Genomic DNA, 17,781 nt, shown 5'->3' with positions numbered 1-17,781 from the left:
CCGAAGTTACCCTGGCCATCGACCAGCATGTAACGCAGCGAGAACGGCTGTGCCAGACGCACCAGCGTGTCGTACACCGACTGATCGCCATGCGGGTGGGCACCCTGGCGCCGCCGGCCAGGCCCTGCAGCACCGCATGGCGTTCCGCATCGAAGCCCCCCGGATTGATCCGTGAACGCGGCGGCCGCACGCGCAGCGACAGCTCCCAATGGGCACCGGCGTGCAGCGTGCCGCGCGGGGTATCGGGAACCGTGGAACGACGCGGCGCATGCCAGCTGACCTGCAGGCGCTGCCCCTGCAGCGCCGGCCATCCTTCGGCCTCGGCCACGTCGAACAGGAAACGGCTGTGGTCATCGCGCCGCAACGGCAGGTCGGCGATGCGCCCCCGTACCCGCACATCATGCGCCGTCGCCGCCGCCGGAACCTGCTGCTGCAGGGCCAGGTGCCCGTGGCAGCCGGCCCAGGCCAGGCCGAACACGGTGGCGGCCAATGCACGTCCGCGCCACCGCCACACCCACCCCGGCAGGGCCAGCAGCGCCAGGCCGATGCACAGCCAGCGCGGCGGCAATGCCGGCAGCAGCACGCAGGCCAGCGCCCCCAGCACGAGGCCGGCGGCGCAGGCAGGGCCCAGCAGGGGGGCAACCACGGCAACGGTGCGCATGGGCGCAGCGTCGCCGCGCGATGGCAGGGCTGCCTATCAGGCAAGCCCGCGCGCCGCTGTGGGCAGGCTCAGCGGTGCAGGGTGGCGCGCTGGAAGTTGACCCGGAAGCTGGCACCACCACCGACCGCTTCGGCCACGCTGACCGTGCCACCGTGGTGCTGCACGATCTCCTTGACCAGATGCAGCCCCAGGCCGCTGCCACTGCCGGCGGCACGCAGGCGATGGAAGGGTTCGAAGATCGCTTCGCGGTCACCCACCGGCACGCCCGCACCCTGGTCGCTGATCTCCAGCAGCCCCTGCGCATCCAGGCGCACGCAGATGGTGCCGCGGCCGCCACCGTGGACGATGGCGTTGTGCACGAGGTTGGCCATCACCCGGCCCAGCGCCAGGCCATCACCCTGGATCCAGACCGGTGCTTCCGGTGCATCTACTTCGAAGCCATACCCTGCACCGACCACCAGCGGTGCCAGCTCGGCCGCCGATTCACGCACCACGTGGGCAAGATCGACCCGCTGCAGCGTGCTGACGTTGCGGTCCAGGCGCTGCAGGTCGAGCAGGTGCTCGGCGACGTTGCCCAGCCGCGCCACGTCGGTCAGCAGCTGCGACTTCAGTTCACCCTGCGGAAGCTGCGACAGCCGTGCCTGCACCACCGCGATCGGCACGCGCAGTTCGTGCGCGGCATCGGCCAGGAATTTGTCGCGCGCGGCGTAGCCCTGCTGCACCTTGTCGATGGCATCGTTGAAGGCACTCACCAGGGGCGCGACTTCGGTGGAGACCAGCTGTTCGTCCAACCGCGCACCGGGCTGGCCGATGTCCAGCTCCTTGGCCTGCTGCGCCAGCCGGCGCACCCCGCGCATCGCACGATGGATGACGGTGGGCATCACCAGCAGGGTCACCACGATCAGCGGCAGGAAGAACCAGAAGCCGATCAGCCGCAGCACCATCAGCGCGCCATCGACCAGCCCGCCCTTGGGCGCGCCACCGGCCATCACGGTGATGCGACGTCCCTCCTCGATGCGCACCATCACCCGCGCCACGTCCAGGTAGGGCGGCACCAGCGATCCGACTTCCGTTGCGCCCAATGCCGGCAGCCGCGCCAGCAGCGGTGCGTGCAGCGCGGGCACCTTGCCGCGCTCCAGCCAGATGCCGCGGTCATCGACGGCGACGAACCACAGGTTGCCACCGGCGCGCGCGTTCAACGCCTGCCAGCGCGGCTCGTCCAGCACCAGGTGCGCGCCGTCGCTGTGCACGGCCTTGGCGACGTCTTCGGCGGTAAACATGTCCATGTTCCAGGACTCCTTGTCACCCCAGGTCAGGATCAGCGCCACCACCGCGAACAGCACGGTGAACGCCTGCGCCAGGAACAGGCGCCAGGCCAGGCCGAGGGTGATCGAACGGATCTGCCGGGCCATCTCAGGCCTCCGCCAACAGATAGCCGACGCCGCGGATGACGTGGATCTCCACGCCCGCGCCCGCCTGCTGCAGCGCCTTGCGCAGCTTGGAGATGTGCGCATCCAGTGCGTTGGACTGGATCTCGTCGTCGAAGCCGTACACCGCCGCCTCCAATGCGCTGCGGGTGACCGTGCGCCCCTGGCGCATCGCCAGCGCCTGCAGCACCAGCACCTGACGACGCGGCAGGGTCAGCAGCTGGCCATCCACCTGCGCCTGCAGCGATTCGAAATCGAACTCGAAGTTGCCCAGCCGCAGGCTCGGCGTGACCATCGCCGACGGCCGTCGCGAGACCGCGCGGATGCGCGCCATCAGTTCTTCGATCGCCACCGGCTTGACCAGGTAGTCGTCGGCGCCGACATCGAGCCCCTCCACCTTGTCCGACAACGTGCCCTTGGCAGTCAGCATGATCACCGCGATGTTCGGCCGCAGCGCACGCGCGGTGGCAACGAAACCGGCGCCATCGCCATCGGGCAGCTGGCGGTCGAGCAGCAGCAGCTGGTGCACGGGTTCGCGCAGGGCCAGCGCCGCCTCGGCCAGGCTGCCGACCACGTCGGCGACCACGCCCTGCCGTTCGAGGCCCGACTGCAGGGCCCGCGAGAGATCGGGATCGTCTTCCACCAGGAGGATGCGCATCGTGGGCTCGGCTACCGGCAACGCTGCCGATGATAGTGCCTGCCGGGCACCAATGAGGCCTTTGCGCGGACATTGCCGTGGCGCAATGTTCCGACAATGTTGCACGGTCAGGATGCAACGCGGTTCCCTGCAAAGTGCCCCTCGATGCTCCCGTTGCCCCCTGCCCTGCTGCGCCCCCTGCTGTGCACCGTCGTTCTCTCCACGCCGCTGCTGGCAAGCGCCCAGGAACAGGCACCGGGCGTGCAGGCCGGCATCACCTTCGGCGCGACCACCGGTGCGTACGCGCACTACGATGACAAGCCGCTGGTGGTGCCGGCGCTGGCATGGCAGGGCAAGCGCTTCTATGCCAGCCCCGGCTCGCTGGGCATGTATCTTTACAAGGAACAGGGCCTGCGCGTTTCCGCGGTGGTCACGCCGTACACGCTGCGCTTCAAGACCGATGACGTGAACGATGCGCAGCTGCGCCGCCTGCACAGCCGGCAGATGTCGGCCATGGCCGGCGTCAGCGCCGAGTACAGCGCCGACTGGGGTGCCCTGTCGGCCAGCGTCAAGCGCGAGGTCAGCGGCCACGGTGGCGGCCTCGAATCCAGCCTGTATTACAGCTATCCCATCCAGGCCGGGCGCTTCACCTGGGTGCCGCGCGTGGGCGTGGTGCACAGCAGTGCACGCCTGATCGACTACTACTACGGCATCAGCGACGAGGAGGCCCTGCGCTCCGGCCTGGCCGCCTATTCGCAGGGCAGCGCCACTTCGCCGGGCCTGCAGATCGCGGTCAGCACACCGCTGGGCACGAAGTGGCGCGCCACCGGCGTGGTCGCCAGCCAATGGTTCGGCGATGCGGTCAAGGACAGTCCGATGGCCCGCCGCGGCGCGCAGAACTCCGCCTTCATTTCCCTGATGCGCGCCTTCTGATCACGCGCCCTGCAACGGACAAGGACACCCCCATGGCCTCCGTCTCCTTCCCCACCGATGCGCAGGCCATCCTGCGCGCGCCCGACCTGGACAGTGCCGAGCAGGCCTACCTCGGCCTGATGCCGGACCGGGCCCACATCGACGCGCTGGTGCGCCGCGCACTGGGCCTGTCGCGCGTTGCCGATGCGGCCCGCGGCTATGCCCTGTCGATGACCCTGGTCGGCCTGCGGCTGCAGGAACTGGAGATGGACGAGCCCTGCGCCACGGCGCACCGCCAGTCGACGCTTCGCAACCTCCGCCAAGTCTACGCCGCGGCCTGAGCGGCGCTGCTGGCGCGCGGATCAGCCCGCCAGCGCACGGATTCATCCCCTCAGCGAGCCCTTGGCACGCACATTTCCCCGCTTCGTCGCATGCCGGTATCGATCCGCCAGCGCCGGTGACACGCTGGACTCCCTTCTCCGGAGGACCGCGCCATGCCGATGCTTGCCCTGCTGCTGTTGCACGCGGTCCTGTCCAGCGTCGGCAGCGGCGGCCCGGATGCGGGCCAGGCGCTCCCTGCAGCACTGACCCCGGCCAGCTCCGACGATCTCTGCCTGCAGCTGCGCCTGCGCCAGGACAGCATGCTGCGCTGGGAGCGCGGCGCAGGCGGGAAGACGCATGCCCTGGACGTGGTGCACCAGGTCCAGGGCCACTGGCAGCTGCGTCATCGCTTCAGTGTGGGCGCATCTGCCGCGCACTGATCGCCAGCCGCGATTCATCCTCGCCGGCACGCCCGGTGACAGCATGGTGCCCTGTCGAAAGGATGCGCCATGAAGACCCGGATCGTTGCCCACCTGATGCTGCTGGTCGCCGTCGTGCTGCTTGCCGCCTGCTGCCCGTTCGGCAGCGAGATCCGCACCCGCCCGGTCTACGCGAACCCACAGCTGACGCCTGCCGCATCGCGCTCACTGGTCGCCGACTGCGATCGCCAGGGCGCGCAGCTGCGCCGCCAGCTGGAGGCGGCGTATGTGGAAAATGCCCGGCAGGAATGCGCGCTGCCGCAGCCGTTCGCGGACTATCGCTTCGTCAATGCCATGGGCGAGGCTGTTTCGCCGGAGCGAGCCATCGATGCCCGCGCCGACCACGCGCAGCGCGTCTGCACTGCGGCGCAGGGCAAGGACAGCGCGCTGGCCGCGCTGTGCCCGGAGTGCCGCAGCAAGGCCGAGGAACGCGTGCGCCAGTGCCGCACCGACAAGGGCCTGGTGCGCAGCGAGCGACCGGTGCGGATGTGCAGCATGATCCAGTTCTGAGGGGCGGAGGCCAGACAACAAAAAAGCCGACCCATCGGGCCGGCTTTCCTGTTTCCACCGCTGCACCGGCAATGCCGGGAGCAAGTGGTGGGCGGTACAGGGTTCGAACCTGTGACCCCTACCATGTCAAGGTAGTGCTCTACCGCTGAGCTAACCGCCCATTTTGTTCGTGCCGCCCGAAGGCTGGCCTTGCTACGTAAAAACCCGGCGCCAGGGCCGGGCTTTTCAGGTCACGACAGCCCCTCTGAAAGGGACTTCGTGGTGGGCGGTACAGGGTTCGAACCTGTGACCCCTACCATGTCAAGGTAGTGCTCTACCGCTGAGCTAACCGCCCGTTTTGCTTCTGCATCTCCGCGATTGCGTCGGTGCAGGCCGCGTATATTACGGATGCCGACAGGTAAGCGCAACACTTTTGTGAAGATCGCCGCGCTACCGTGTTCAGCCGAGGCTGGCCTCCTTCAGCTGCCGGATCTGGTCGCGCACGCGGGCGGCATCTTCGAACTCCAGATCCTTGGCATGCTGGTACATCTGCTGCTCCAGCGCCTTGAGCCGGGTGGCCAGCTGGGCCGGCGACATCGACCGGTAATCGGCCGCGTCCTCGGCCACCGCCCTGCCCTTGCCTTTGCCCTTGCGGGACTCCTTCTCGGCCGCATCGGAGCGCGCGCCTTCCAGCACGTCCACGATCGGCCGGGCCACCGAACGCGGCACGATACCGTGCGCCTCGTTGTACTCGACCTGCTTGGCGCGGCGGCGGTCGGTCTCGTCGATCGCCGCCTGCATCGAGCGGGTGATCTTGTCCGCATACAGGATGGCCTTGCCGCGCACGTTGCGGGCGGCGCGGCCGATGGTCTGGATCAGCGAACCGGTCGAACGCAGGAAACCTTCCTTGTCCGCATCCAGGATCGCCACCAGCGAGACCTCCGGCATGTCCAGGCCCTCGCGCAGCAGGTTGATGCCCACCAGCACGTCGAACTTGCCCAGGCGCAGGTCGCGGATGATCTCCACGCGCTCCACCGTGTCCACGTCCGAGTGCAGGTAGCGCACGCGGATGCCATGTTCGGTCAGGTACTCGGTGAGGTTCTCGGCCATGCGCTTGGTCAGCGTGGTGACCAGCACGCGGTCACCGGCCTTGATGCGTTCGTTGGCTTCGCTCATCAGGTCGTCCACCTGGGTGCCGACCGGGCGGATTTCCACCACCGGATCGATCAGGCCCGTCGGGCGCACCACCAGTTCGGTGATGTCATCACCGGTCTCGCGGTACTCATACGGGCCCGGCGTGGCGGACACGTAGATCGCACGCGGGCAGCGCGCCTCCCATTCCTCGAAGCGCAGCGGCCGGTTGTCCAGCGCCGACGGCAGGCGGAAGCCGAACTCGACCAGGGTTTCCTTGCGCGAGCGGTCGCCCTTGAACATCGCGCCGATCTGCGGAATGGTCACGTGCGATTCGTCGATGACCAGCAGCGCGTCCGGCGGCAGGTAGTCGAACAGGGTCGGTGGCGGCTCGCCCGCATTCTTGCCGGTCAGGTGCCGCGAGTAGTTCTCGATGCCGTTGCAGAATCCGACCTCGGCCATCATCTCGATGTCGAACTGGGTGCGCTGGGCCAGGCGCTGCGCCTCGACCAGCTTGTTTTCCGCGTACAGCTGCTCCAGGCGCTCCTTCAGCTCCACCTTGATGGTCTCCACGGCGGCCAGCACGCGTTCGCGCGTGGTCGCGTAGTGGGTCTTCGGGTAGACGGTGAAGCGCTGCATGTTGCGGATCGTCTCGCCGGTGAGCGGATCGAACAGGGTGATCTTCTCGACCTCGCCATCGAACAGTTCGATGCGCAGGGCCTCGCTGTCCGATTCAGCCGGGAACACATCGATCACTTCGCCACGCACGCGGAACGTACCGCGCTGCAGCTCGTACTCGTTGCGCGTGTACTGCAGCTGGGTCAGGTGGTTGATCAGGTCGCGCTGCTCGATGCGCTCGCCCTTGGACAGGATCAGGCGCAGCGACAGGTAATCTTCCGGCGCGCCCAGGCCGTAGATGGCCGACACGGTGGCCACCACGATCGCATCCGGGCGCGACAGCAGCGTCTTGGTCGCCGCCAGCCGCATCTGCTCGATGTGTTCGTTGATCGAACTGTCCTTCTCGATGAAGGTGTCCGACGAAGGCACGTAGGCTTCGGGCTGGTAGTAATCGTAGTAGCTGACGAAGTACTCGACCGCGTTGTGCGGGAAGAACGCCTTGAATTCACCATACAGCTGCGCGGCCAGCGTCTTGTTCGGCGCCATGATCAGCGTCGGCTTCTGCACGTTCTGGATGACGTTGGCGATGGTGTAGGTCTTGCCCGAACCGGTCACGCCCAGCAGCGTCTGCTTGGCGATGCCCGCTTCGAAATTGTCAGTCAGCTTCGCGATCGCGTTGGGCTGGTCGCCCGCCGGTGAATACGGCGAGACGAGTTGAAAACTGTCGCTCATGGTATTGCCAGGTCCCGGGAATGGTGATTATAGCGGCCGGTTCGGTGACGGCCGGCTGAGGAAACGCCCTGCACCGCGATGCGTGCTCGGCCGATGGTCGGCATGGCAGGGCGACGTTCAGTCTGAAGCAATGAAACACCGCCCCTCCCTGACTCACCTGCCCCGCCCCGCGCCGGGGTTCCAGCTGATGGAACTACTCCTGGTGGTCATGCTGCTGGCCGTCCTGCTCACGCTCGCATGGGGCCCCTGGCAGCGCCTGGTTGCACGCCTGCGCGCCGACACCCTGCGCGCCGAGCTCACCGGCAGCCTGGTGCTGGCGCGCTCCACGGCGGTGACCCAGCGCAGGCGGGTCACCGTCTGTGGCTCGCTCGACGGCATGTCCTGCAGCCAGGAATGGAGCCTCGGCTGGCTGGTGCGTACGGAAGACTCACCGTGGGGAGCAGCAGCACCGGGCAAGGTCGTGCATGTGCGCGACCGACAACCGGGCGGCATCAGGGTCCAATCCAGCCAGCACCGCCCTCATGTGCAGTTCCTGCCGGACGGGCGCAATGCAGGCACCAACCAGTCCCTTGTGCTGTGCGTGGAAGGGCGCGAGCACAGCCGCGTGGTCATCAACGTGACCGGCCGGGTACGCAGTGAGCGCGCCCGATCACCCGTCGACTGCTGAGACGACAGCAGGACGACAACGAAAAAAGCCGCGATTTCTCGCGGCTTTTTCGAATCTGGCGCCCGAAGTTGGACTCGAACCAACGACCCCCTGATTAACAGTCAAGTGCTCTAACCGGCTGAGCTATTCGGGCGGGGAGGCGCATTTTAGACGGTCATTGCAGGGGATGCAACACCTTGTTGCTACCAGCAGCCAGCGACCGTTGCCGCGTTCGGCGTCTTCCGCCCCGCCTGGTCCAAGGTCAGGGTGCCGCACTTGTCCTTGTCCTGGCCGGTGCCGGGCACCGCCTGCAGGGTGAACGTGGAAGCGGTGGCATTCCCACTCAATGAGATCGTATAGCGCGACGTACCATCGCGCGGCGACTGGGTGAACGGCAGCGTCATCCCGGCGTACGTGTTCTGCACGGTATGGAAACGCTCCAGCTGCTGGGCGACTTCCACCAGATCGGCCTTGGCCTGCGCCCGACGCGAACGCAACACGTATTCGCTGTAGGACGGGATCGCGATAGCGGCAAGGATCGCCACCACCGCTACCGTGATCATCAGCTCGATCAGCGTGAATCCACCAAACGCTCGCGACAGGGATGTGTTCTTCATGCGATTCACTCAGGGAGCCTCGTCAACGGATCTGGCGCCAGGACTGGCGACCACAGGGGCGCGGCATGTACATGGCATCGGCGCCGGGTGCACGCAGCACGAAAGTGCAGGCTTCCGCCTCCAGCAGCTTGTCCACCGTACAACTGGAAACCGTCGGATCACAGGATGCCAGCTTGGGAACAAAGATACTGGTGTCCTTCACCGGCGGCCCCTGCGTCGGCGCACCGCCCTTGTTCAGCGCCACCGCACCGCAGTTGCCCGTACACACCGGCGAACCACCAATGGTCGGGCTCAACCCGCTCATCGCACCGCCACCGGAAAGCAGGTTCAAGCCGTACAGCCAGTTGACGCCGCCGCCACTGCCGCAGATCGCGGTACCCGGCACGTAACTGGTGAAGAACACGGTGCCGTTCTGGATGTTCGGATTGCCGACGAAGCGCTCGCCTTCCACCGAATTCCCCAACACCAGGTCAACGTACCAGCCACGCAGCGTGCCGTAGGAGAAGCTGGTATTGCTCACTGCGCGCCCGGAATATCCCGACGATGCAGAGGTGGTGCTGAGCGTCTGCTGCTGCAGGTTGGTGCGGCCACCCACCACCGTCTTCAGGTTGTCCCAGATGCCATACAGGCTCTGCACCGGGGAACTGCTGCTTACCGCGTTGTCATCGGCGGCGAAGTACTGACCGGTACCGAAGTAGATGCTTACGCCACCGGCCGGGCCACTGGTGACCTCCAGGCCGCTCATGATCGGCTGGGGCTTGCTGTCGCGCACCGCCGTGAACAATGGCACGCCATCCAGCGCCACCTTCCAGTTGGCAATGTTGGTGTCGGACAGATCGAACTTCCACAGGTTGCCCTGCATGTCGCCGCCGTACACCGTATCGGTGATGCCATCGTTGTTCTGCAGGGCGATGGGCGCGATGTTGATCAGACCATTGCGGTAGGTATAGGCATTGTCGGAAGGACTGATCTTGCGCAACAGTTTGCCGGTGATGACATCGACCACATAGAGGACCGGCCGCCCGCTGGTGGAGTTCACACCATTGCCAAACAGGGCTACGAAGCGAGGCTGACCACCAGCACTGGTACCGGTGACCGGCACGATCACGGGCTTGCCCAGCACGAAGCCAAGATCGGACTCGGTCTTGCCGGAGATCTCCCAGAGCACATTGCTGGCACCAAAGGAGGTGGGGTTGGCGATGTCCAGACCAAACACAGACCCGTTGCCCACCGATGCAGCGCTGGGGGCACGGGTAGATCCACCGCCGCCGGTGGTACCGACCAGCACGGTACGCCAGCCGGTGCCGTCGTAAACATCCGACGAGGTCAAGGGGCCATCGACATAATAGCGATGCCCATAGTCGGGGTTGGCCAGTTCGGCAATGTGCTGCAGTGCCGTCGACGGAATGAACGCAAGCTCCTCGTTACCGGCCGCAGCCGTATCCGACGCATTGAAACCATGCAACATGCCGTCATTGGCGCCGACATAGACCATGGTCGGCGGGCCGCTGTTGGCACGCTTGGCGGCCAGGTAGGTGCCGTAGGAAGCACCCAGCGTCTGCTTCCAGGTCGTGGCGCCCGAAGCCCAGCTGGTGTAACCGTAGTCATCACGGTTCGATACGACCTCGGTGGTGGAATTGACGATGTCGCCGAGGATCGAGGTTCGTGCACGGAAGCCACTGATGGGTGAACCGCGCAGGTAACTCACCAGATCGGTCGGCGACTTGCCGGCGTACCAGTTCGGCTTCGTGCTCAGCCCCATGGTCGTGGCCTTCGCTGCGAGATCCGCACCCGGCACGTTGGCCGCCTGGAAATCCGCGACCTTCACAGCTGTGACAGCGCCTGTCGTCGCATTGGTCGTGGTGGTATCGGTCGCCATGAAAATGCGACGGGTCGACGAAGCGATCCGGTTGGATGCCTTCCACAGCTCCGCACCGTCGGTACCGCTGGTACCCACGCGCGTCGCGATCACGTCACCCGTCCAGTCGTTGGTACCGACCGGCACCCGGAAGTGCGAGGCCACCGTGAACGAACCGGCGGTGATGCGTGCACCCGTACCGGAGCCGCCGACCGGCGCATCACCCTCCGCTGCGCTGTCGAAGATCTCTTCCAGCGCCTGCTTCAGCTTGGTCGGGTTGCGGGCCAGGAAGTAGTTGTCCGGCACACCTTCGACCTTGCTGTCCCAGGCCTTGCCACCGGCCGGCACGCCGTACTTCGCGGCGTACCATAGCGGGCTCTCCAGCTGGCCAGCGACATTGGTCGACGCCTTGTACTTGATGACGATCGGCCGCTGCCACTGGTTTGGGTAGTTGCTCGTGGCCGTCAGCACCGAACCATTCTGGTTCGGGCGACGCACCAGGCGCTGTACCGGCGTCAACGCGTTGGAACCGGTAATCGTGTAGCCGGTCAGCATGCCGTTGCCCGCGTAGGCAGACAGCGTCTCCACGCGGATCAGCATTTCATCGTCGGCAACACGATTGACCAGCGTGGTGCCCTCGCCGCCTGAAGACCTGCAGAGCCTGTTGGCGCTGGTCGCCGTCTTGCCAACATCAGCAGCCGCAAGGCTCTTGTCCGGATCGGCACGCCAGCAGATGTCCTGGCTGCCGGTCGGCGTCGTGTTGCAGGCCGCACCCACGCAGTAGGTCATCATCGACACCACGTCGCTGTCGTGGTCATTGCCCCACAGAGAATCCTCCCACACCAGGGAGAAGCTGCCCGACGTACCATCGGGGCGGTACGGCCAGCCGTAGGTAATGTTGCCGCCGTTGGCGTTTGCGGTCTTGGTGCCCAGCCCGACCGAGCCCAGGAAGCAGCTGCGCCACCCGGAATCGGTAATCTGCGCGTTACCGGTGTTGTTGGCCTGGCACAGCGGCGCCAGGCCGATCTTCTTGCCGCCGATGGAGACTTCGAACTTCGGCAGATTCTCTGCCATGGCCACCGTATAGGTCTTCGCCGTCAGCTTGTAACTGGACGGCTTGCCGGTGATGCCGGTCGGCCGCAGATCGGTTTCAGCCGCCGCCTTGGCCAGGCCGGCGATCATGTAGCTGCCCTCCATCGAGGGAATGTCGGGACAGATACCGCGAACCTTGCTCAAGGCCGTCACGCTGCGACCCTGGCACAGATCCTCGTGAGTGTTCAGCGACGCATAACGCGCCGTATCGCCTACGCGCCCCGCCATCCAGGTGTTGTTGACGATGCCCTCGGCCACGCCGATCGCATCGGTGGCAGCCGTTGCAGTGGCCAGCCCGGTTACGGTACCGATATTGTCGCTGTCGAACGAGGGCAGGCCGGAAGACAGGACCAGGATGTTGCAGGACGCGCAGTAGGAATTGCCACCGTCTGCAGGCGCCCGATAGGGATCGAGCCAGCTCACTCCGGTAGGCAGGGTGCTGAGATCTCCAGTGTCACCATAGCGCTTGGTCCCCTTCGTAATGTAACGCAACGCCTCGGCGTACATTTCAGCCAGCGGATTGCCCCACGCACTGCACTTGTAACCGCCGACATCGTTGCCAGGGTCAGCCAGATAGCCGTTGCCCCCCTGATCATGTCGGTTGAAGATGCCGTAGGTGCTGCAGTCGCTCCAATTGCCGTTCCAATTCTGGTCGATCCGGAAGTTGGAGAGCGTGTTAATGATGCCTTCATTGACCTTGCTGTTAGTTGTGAACGGACAGAACTGGCCGGTGGAAAGATTGATCTCGTCGCCAGCGGCGCAGAACGAGGTGCCGTTGCCTGCGATCTTTCCGATGTTGCGCCGGAGCACACCACCATCGCGCGGATTGGCATAGGTGCCGGTGATCAGGCCAAAGCGCAGCCGGCCACTCTCACCATAGGTCTGCAACAGGCCCGCCGGCTTGTAACGATCGGTGGTGCCGTTGTTGTACTTGCGGCAGTAAGCTTCCCTGTTCGGGTTGTCCGCCGAACAGACCTCAATGCGCACGATGCGATCCGTCGCGCTGCCGGGCGTATTGCTGTCGCGATTGGTATCGCACTGGATACTCTCGGTCGCCGCCCATTCGGTGTAGTTACCGGCCGCATAGCGCATCAGCGGGTCGCTACCACCACGCACCGTCGTGTTGCAGAACGACGTCGGCACCGTCGACAGCGGCGTGAAGTTGCCGATGTCGCTACCACGATACACCTTGACCCACGCATGCAGGTCGCTGGGAATCGGGGCGCGCTCAAGCACCGTCTTGTCGGTGGTGTCGGTGGAACGCTGACCGCCATACAACACGCTGCGGATCACGTCCAGGCGACTCATCGTCACCCAGTTCATGAAGTTGCCGGACCACGCGCCACTGCAGCTATGGCCGTTGGTGCCACCCGCCTTGGCTGTGTACTTAAATACACCACCGTTGTAGGCGTAGCAAAGCTTGGAATCGAAATAGCCGCCATACTCGAATGTGTCGAGGTAGGTCGTATCGAGGATGCCGTCCTCTTCACCATTCGGCCCACCGCCCAGATCGCTGTAATCGCTGTACGCCTTGTTGAACAGCTGCTCGTCGCGTGACATCACCATCATCATCAGCGGTGGCTGGCTCTGCTTGGTGTACAGCGGCTCCTGCGCGATATCGTAGTCACCGATGGCCGCCCGCAGCGGAATCGTGAGCGCAGCCACGCCCGCCAGCACGGTGACGACCACACCGGCACGCAGCCAGGTGGTGGGGGTCAGACGAAGGAAGCGACGATCACTGTTCATGGGATGAAGACCGTATCGATGACAGCACTGGCGGAGGCGTCAGTGGCCTGGTCACTGGACAATGCAGTGACCTGGTAGATGTTTCCGGTTTCTTCGTTTGCCCGCTCGCCAATGCGGCGGCTGGAGGCTGCGAAGCACTTGTCGATGCGCCGGGTATAGCTGGACGACGTGGCGGTGATGCCATTGGCCCACGTCAGCGGATCATAGGTCGGGCTGCACTCTTCCTGGTTCGCCCGAAAGACGTTCTCACTGTCCAGCGCCGTCTCTATCTGGGCCTCCACCTGGCGTGCGTTGCCTTCGGCGTTCTGGAACGCCATGTTGGTGCGGAGATAGTTGGACGCCATGCGCTCCTGCATGCTGGTCACCTGCATGCCGGCGATACCGATCAATGCCAGCAGGATGAGCATGATGAGCGCGACGTACAGGACCGCGCCGCGCTGGGCGCTGGGAGGTGCGTGCCGGAAGGGTTGAGTACGCATGGTGGCCTCAGTTGCCGAACAGGCGGTTGCGAAGTGCGACGCTGGTCTGATAGACCGCACGCATGCGCCCATCCGTTGGCGTGGTGTAGGTGACCCCCATTGATACCAGCGACGCATTGGTATCGGCCTGCTGCACGGCGGAGGGATCGGGGCTGGCCATCAACAGGCCGATCTGCACGACACCCACACGACGCCAGGACTTGGTGGCGTTATCGGCAGACAGCGTTCCCTGTACAGCAGCCGCCGTGCCCTGGCGATCGATATAGCCCGACGGCGCGGTGGTCGTGTACAGGTTGCGATCCTGCCCATACAGCAGCTGCATGTTTTCCACACCCTCCACCAACGGCTCTGGAGCGGATGCGATGAGAGCACCATCTGGAACAGCACTGAACCGCACCCGGTACAACGAGCTCTGCTTGGTGGTCGAGTCGTACCCGACGTAATACACCGCACTTTCCGCGCGGTACAGCATCGCCTGCCCGACCGTGTAGCCTCGCGTGAACGTGCGGCCCCCATTGAGCTTGCCCGCATCGAAACTCACGCTGGCCTCAGTGGCGTTCACTGCTTTTGCCTGGAACACAGTTGCCGACAGGCAATCGGCAACGCCGAACAGACCAGGATTACTCATGCCGCTGCGCACGACAGGCAGCAGAGCCGCATTGAAACTCAGGACCGGTTTGTCCGCCGTGCCCCCGACCAACGTGACCGGGACACCATCAGGCATGAGGTAACGCAGCGCGATGATGTCGCTGCCATTGACCCGGTTCGTCAGCGCGTTGGCAATCGCATCGGGGAGCGCAGGCGTGTAGGCGGTGCCGCCGGTGCCAGGCGTGGCGGAAATCGTCAGCGGCTTGCCTGGCTGGGTGTCCGTTGCCTCGTACCCCTGGATGGAGCGGGTGAAGTCCAGCACGGGGTTGTTGGCGCCATCAAGCGTCGAGACGAGCGATCCTGGCGACTGCAGCGTATGCGCCTGGTCGTTCACGCAACCAAAATGCCCCGCCATGCGGATCTCGCGCTGCAGCGTGTCCATTGCGAAACGGCTGTTTTCCTGCACACGTGCCAGGCCTTCGGAAAGCTGGTACGCGGTACGCGACGCAGAGAACACCTGCACCACGGCCAGCATGATGATCAGACCGATGACCAGGGAAATCATCAGTTCGATCAACGACATGCCGCGCATGCGCCGTGCGGAGAATTGGGTGCGGCTCACAGGCGGGTACTCGCAGTGAAAGTGAGGTCCGTGGCGTCGGCCTTCCAGCGTTCATCGCCCCAGGTGACCCGAACTTCGTACTGGGCGCCGTTGCGCACGATCTGCGCCGTGGCGTTGGCGCCCAACGCCTTGCCCAGCCGGCAGCGCCAGTCAGTCATGTAGGTGGCAGGTTCCAGCTGCGTGTCAGTTACCGGCGCGCAGTTGGTCGTCGTGGCGGTATAGCTGCCGACGTACTTTGGAGCCGCCACTCTGTTGGCGCGGATCTGATCGAGCATTTCATAGCTCAGGTTGGTCGCCTGCGTGCGGAAGTTGGCACTCTGCACGTAACGCACATTCATGGTCTGCAGCAGCGCAAAGCCGAGCAGGCCAAAACCCAGCACCAGGATCGCGATCAGCACCTCGATCAGGGTGAAGCCGGACTGCCTGCGACCGAGCGTAACGTGGCGGGGGAAGGATCGACGGTTCACTTGCAGGCTTCCTTCTGCAGCCGCACCTGGCCGGTGAGCGAAATGGTCATGCGCCGTTGCAGCGGTGTGTCGCTGCAGTCGGTTGGCCGCAGGGTGATGTTCTGGACTGCGGCAGCCCGGCTGCGGCCACGTGGATCGAAGGCGATGCTGAGGGCCTCGCCGCTGGCGCCCTGCATCTGGCTGCGTGCCTCCGCAAAGCGCAGCACCGCCTCGCCGTTGTCGAAGCTGCCATTTCCATTGGTGTCATTCCAGACCATCCAGCCATCGGCCCAGCTGCTGCCATCACAGGCAGTCCCCGCCTTGGATGCACAGACCCCGCCACCGCGGGTTCCGCGGATGGCCTCCGAACGCGCCAGGGCAAGGGCGCCCATCAGCTCATTGCTGGTGGTCGCCATCCGGTTGGAGCGGATGGTACTGCGGAAACTGGGATACGCGATGGTGCTCAGCATTGCCAGCACGGCAACCGTGACCATCAACTCGACCAGCGTGAAGCCCGTGGACCGGCGCAGTGACATGGAACGCTCCCCAGCGTGTTGGTGGCCACGATGGCGCACCCGGGTGCCGCCGGCAAGCGGCGGCAGGATGAACGGTCAGAACGGGGCGACGGGCGTCAAAGCATTGACGTGCCCTGCCCTTCCCGCGGGCTTTGGATGGGGTCGGAGCCCCTTCGGGGGTCCGACCCCGCGCGGCCCGGCTGGCGGCCCCTGGATGGGGTCGGAGCCTCTTCGGGGATCCGACCCCGGGCAGTCGGTCAGGCCAGCACCTGGTAGCAGGGCTGGTATTCGCCGGAGATCTTCATCCGGCGCTGTTCGACGAAGGCGCGCAGCAGCGCGTCCAGGGCCTGCATCATGTCGGCGTCGCCGTGGATCTGGAACGGCCCGAACTCCTCGATGCGGCGCATGCCATCTTCCTTCACGTTGCCGGCCACGATGCCGGAGAACGCCCGGCGCAGGTCGGCCGCCAGCGCATGCGGGGCGCGGCCGTGGTGCAGGTCCAGCGCGGCCATCGCCTCGTGGGTCGGCACGAACGGCTGCTGGTACTCCCACGGGATCTCGATGGACCAGTTGAAGAAGAACGAATCCTTCTGCGCCAGGCGATGCTCGCGCACCTGCTTGATGCCGCTGGCCATCTTGCGGGCCACCGCCACCGGGTCACCGATGATGATCTCGTAACGCTCGGCCGCGGCATCGCCCAGGGTCAGGCGGATGAACCGGTCGATCTGCTCGAAGTACGGCGCGGCCACGGTCGGGCCGGTCAGGATCAGCGGGAACGGCAGGTCCTTGTTCTCCTCGCGCAGCAGGATCCCGAGCAGGTACAGGATCTCTTCGGCCGTGCCGACGCCGCCGGCGAACACGATGATGCCGTGGCCGATGCGGACGAAGGCCTCAAGGCGCTTCTCGATGTCCGGCATGATGACCAGGTGGTTGACGATCGGGTTCGGCGACTCGGCGGCAATGATGCCCGGCTCGGTCAGGCCGATGTAGCGGGTGACCGTCTTGCGCTGCTTGGCATGGGCGATCGTGGCGCCCTTCATCGGGCCCTTCATCGCGCCCGGGCCGCAGCCGGTGCAGATGTCCAGGCCACGCAGGCCCAGCTCGTAACCGACCTGTTTGGTGTACAGGTACTCGTCGCGGCCGATCGAGTGGCCGCCCCAGCAGACCACCAGGTTAGGGTCGCCCGGGTTGAGGATGCGCGCGTTGCGCAGCAGGCCGAACACCGCGTTGGTGATGCCTTCCGAAGACTCCAGCTCGGCCGCGTAGGCCGGGCCCATCTCGATGGCCATGTAGGCCAGGTCGCGGACCACTGCGAACAGCAGCTCGGCCACGCCGCGGATGATCTCGCCGTCGACGAAGGCCATCGCCGGGGCGTTGACCAGGTCGATGCGCACGCCGCGATCCTGCTGCGCCACCTGGATGTCGAAATCAGGGTAGAGATCACGCGCCGCGCGCGGATCGTCCGAGGCACTGCCACTGGTCAGCACCGCCAGCGCGCAGCGGCGCAGCAGCTCGTGCATGCCGCCACCGGAGGCATCGCGCAGGCGCGCGACCTCGGCCCGCGACAGCACATCCAACCCACCGCGCGGGTAGATCCGCGCATCCTGCACCGGCAGCGCGCGGGCTGCCTTTTCGTTCGTCGTCATATCCAACTTTTCGCTTCCTTCAAGGTTTCCGACTGTACTGCCGCCCCCTTAAAAAGCAAAACGGCCGGGAAACCCGACCGTTGGATAGGTGCTGCCCGCGTTCGCCGTTCCGGGACCGC

Annotated in this window: 16 protein-coding genes and 3 tRNA genes; 5 read left to right on the top strand and 14 right to left on the bottom strand. The window is 65.5% G+C overall.

Features of this window, described 5'->3' with window-relative positions; translation table 11 throughout:
- The 3 genes from DCO49_RS20390 to DCO49_RS08195 form a co-directional block, all read right to left on the bottom strand.
- On the bottom strand, positions 1-661 hold a 661-nt coding region (locus DCO49_RS20390; protein ID WP_116863614.1), incomplete at its 3' end, for a ComEC/Rec2 family competence protein.
- 68 nt (positions 662-729) lie between these two features.
- Complete coding sequence (locus tag DCO49_RS08200; RefSeq protein ID WP_116863613.1) at positions 730-2,073, bottom strand: HAMP domain-containing sensor histidine kinase; 1,344 nt, start codon at positions 2,071-2,073, stop codon at positions 730-732.
- Between the two features lies 1 nt (position 2,074).
- The gene (locus tag DCO49_RS08195; protein WP_108768409.1) at positions 2,075-2,746 is read right to left on the bottom strand and encodes a response regulator transcription factor; all 672 of its coding nucleotides are present in this window, start codon (positions 2,744-2,746) and stop codon (positions 2,075-2,077) included.
- A gap of 144 nt (positions 2,747-2,890) precedes the next feature.
- Between DCO49_RS08195 and DCO49_RS08190 the strand changes: the two genes are divergently transcribed.
- The 4 genes from DCO49_RS08190 to DCO49_RS08175 all read left to right on the top strand — a co-directional run bounded on the left by DCO49_RS08190 (position 2,891) and on the right by DCO49_RS08175 (position 4,947).
- Complete coding sequence (locus DCO49_RS08190) at positions 2,891-3,658, top strand: MipA/OmpV family protein (RefSeq protein WP_116863612.1); 768 nt, start codon at positions 2,891-2,893, stop codon at positions 3,656-3,658.
- Positions 3,659-3,690: 32 nt separating this feature from the next.
- Positions 3,691-3,978, top strand: a complete 288-nt coding sequence (locus tag DCO49_RS08185) for a hypothetical protein (RefSeq protein ID WP_116863611.1) — start codon at positions 3,691-3,693, stop codon at positions 3,976-3,978.
- Between the two features lie 153 nt (positions 3,979-4,131).
- Positions 4,132-4,398 (top strand): hypothetical protein, encoded by a 267-nt coding sequence (locus DCO49_RS08180; RefSeq protein WP_116863610.1) that lies wholly within the window; start codon positions 4,132-4,134, stop codon positions 4,396-4,398.
- Between the two features lie 69 nt (positions 4,399-4,467).
- Complete coding sequence (locus DCO49_RS08175; RefSeq protein WP_116863609.1) at positions 4,468-4,947, top strand: hypothetical protein; 480 nt, start codon at positions 4,468-4,470, stop codon at positions 4,945-4,947.
- Between the two features lie 85 nt (positions 4,948-5,032).
- Here the strand turns inward: DCO49_RS08175 and DCO49_RS08170 are convergent.
- From DCO49_RS08170 to uvrB, 3 genes are all read right to left on the bottom strand, one after another.
- Positions 5,033-5,107: transfer RNA gene (locus DCO49_RS08170), tRNA-Val, on the bottom strand.
- 99 nt (positions 5,108-5,206) lie between these two features.
- Positions 5,207-5,281 (bottom strand) — tRNA-Val (locus DCO49_RS08165).
- Positions 5,282-5,385: 104 nt separating this feature from the next.
- A complete protein-coding gene (gene uvrB / locus DCO49_RS08160) occupies positions 5,386-7,407 on the bottom strand; it encodes an excinuclease ABC subunit UvrB (protein WP_116863608.1) in 2,022 nt (673 codons plus the stop codon).
- Between the two features lie 187 nt (positions 7,408-7,594).
- On the opposite strand from uvrB, the gene DCO49_RS08155 reads away from it, so the two are divergent.
- A complete protein-coding gene (locus DCO49_RS08155) occupies positions 7,595-8,074 on the top strand; it encodes a GspH/FimT family pseudopilin (protein WP_243402693.1) in 480 nt (159 codons plus the stop codon).
- 56 nt (positions 8,075-8,130) lie between these two features.
- Here the strand turns inward: DCO49_RS08155 and DCO49_RS08150 are convergent.
- From DCO49_RS08150 to ppnN, 8 genes are all read right to left on the bottom strand, one after another.
- Positions 8,131-8,207: transfer RNA gene (locus DCO49_RS08150), tRNA-Asn, on the bottom strand.
- 49 nt (positions 8,208-8,256) lie between these two features.
- Positions 8,257-8,670: a type IV pilin protein gene (locus tag DCO49_RS08145; RefSeq protein ID WP_116863606.1), complete on the bottom strand. Its 414-nt coding sequence runs from the start codon at positions 8,668-8,670 to the stop codon at positions 8,257-8,259.
- Between the two features lie 22 nt (positions 8,671-8,692).
- Positions 8,693-13,366: a PilC/PilY family type IV pilus protein gene (locus tag DCO49_RS08140; RefSeq protein ID WP_116863605.1), complete on the bottom strand. Its 4,674-nt coding sequence runs from the start codon at positions 13,364-13,366 to the stop codon at positions 8,693-8,695.
- A complete protein-coding gene (locus DCO49_RS08135; protein WP_116863604.1) occupies positions 13,363-13,845 on the bottom strand; it encodes a PilX N-terminal domain-containing pilus assembly protein in 483 nt (160 codons plus the stop codon). The genes DCO49_RS08140 and DCO49_RS08135 overlap by 4 nt, the downstream gene beginning before the upstream one ends.
- A 7-nt stretch (positions 13,846-13,852) precedes the next feature.
- Positions 13,853-15,025 carry a PilW family protein gene (locus tag DCO49_RS08130; RefSeq protein ID WP_116863603.1) on the bottom strand — a complete coding sequence of 391 codons (1,173 nt, stop codon included), beginning with the start codon at positions 15,023-15,025 and terminating at the stop codon, positions 13,853-13,855.
- Positions 15,026-15,051: 26 nt separating this feature from the next.
- Positions 15,052-15,522, bottom strand: coding sequence for a type IV pilus modification protein PilV (gene pilV / locus DCO49_RS08125; RefSeq protein WP_116863602.1), 471 nt, complete (start codon positions 15,520-15,522; stop codon positions 15,052-15,054).
- Positions 15,519-16,037 (bottom strand): Tfp pilus assembly protein FimT/FimU, encoded by a 519-nt coding sequence (locus DCO49_RS08120; protein ID WP_116863601.1) that lies wholly within the window; start codon positions 16,035-16,037, stop codon positions 15,519-15,521. Before DCO49_RS08120 ends, pilV begins: the two co-directional genes overlap by 4 nt.
- A 236-nt stretch (positions 16,038-16,273) precedes the next feature.
- Positions 16,274-17,662 carry a nucleotide 5'-monophosphate nucleosidase PpnN gene (gene ppnN / locus DCO49_RS08115; RefSeq protein WP_079221363.1) on the bottom strand — a complete coding sequence of 463 codons (1,389 nt, stop codon included), beginning with the start codon at positions 17,660-17,662 and terminating at the stop codon, positions 16,274-16,276.
- Positions 17,663-17,781: the final 119 nt, after the last annotated feature.

Source organism: Stenotrophomonas sp. SPM (genome assembly GCF_003105135.1).
Lineage (GTDB): Bacteria > Pseudomonadota > Gammaproteobacteria > Xanthomonadales > Xanthomonadaceae > Stenotrophomonas.
This window is presented reverse-complemented; position numbering and strand designations above follow the sequence as displayed.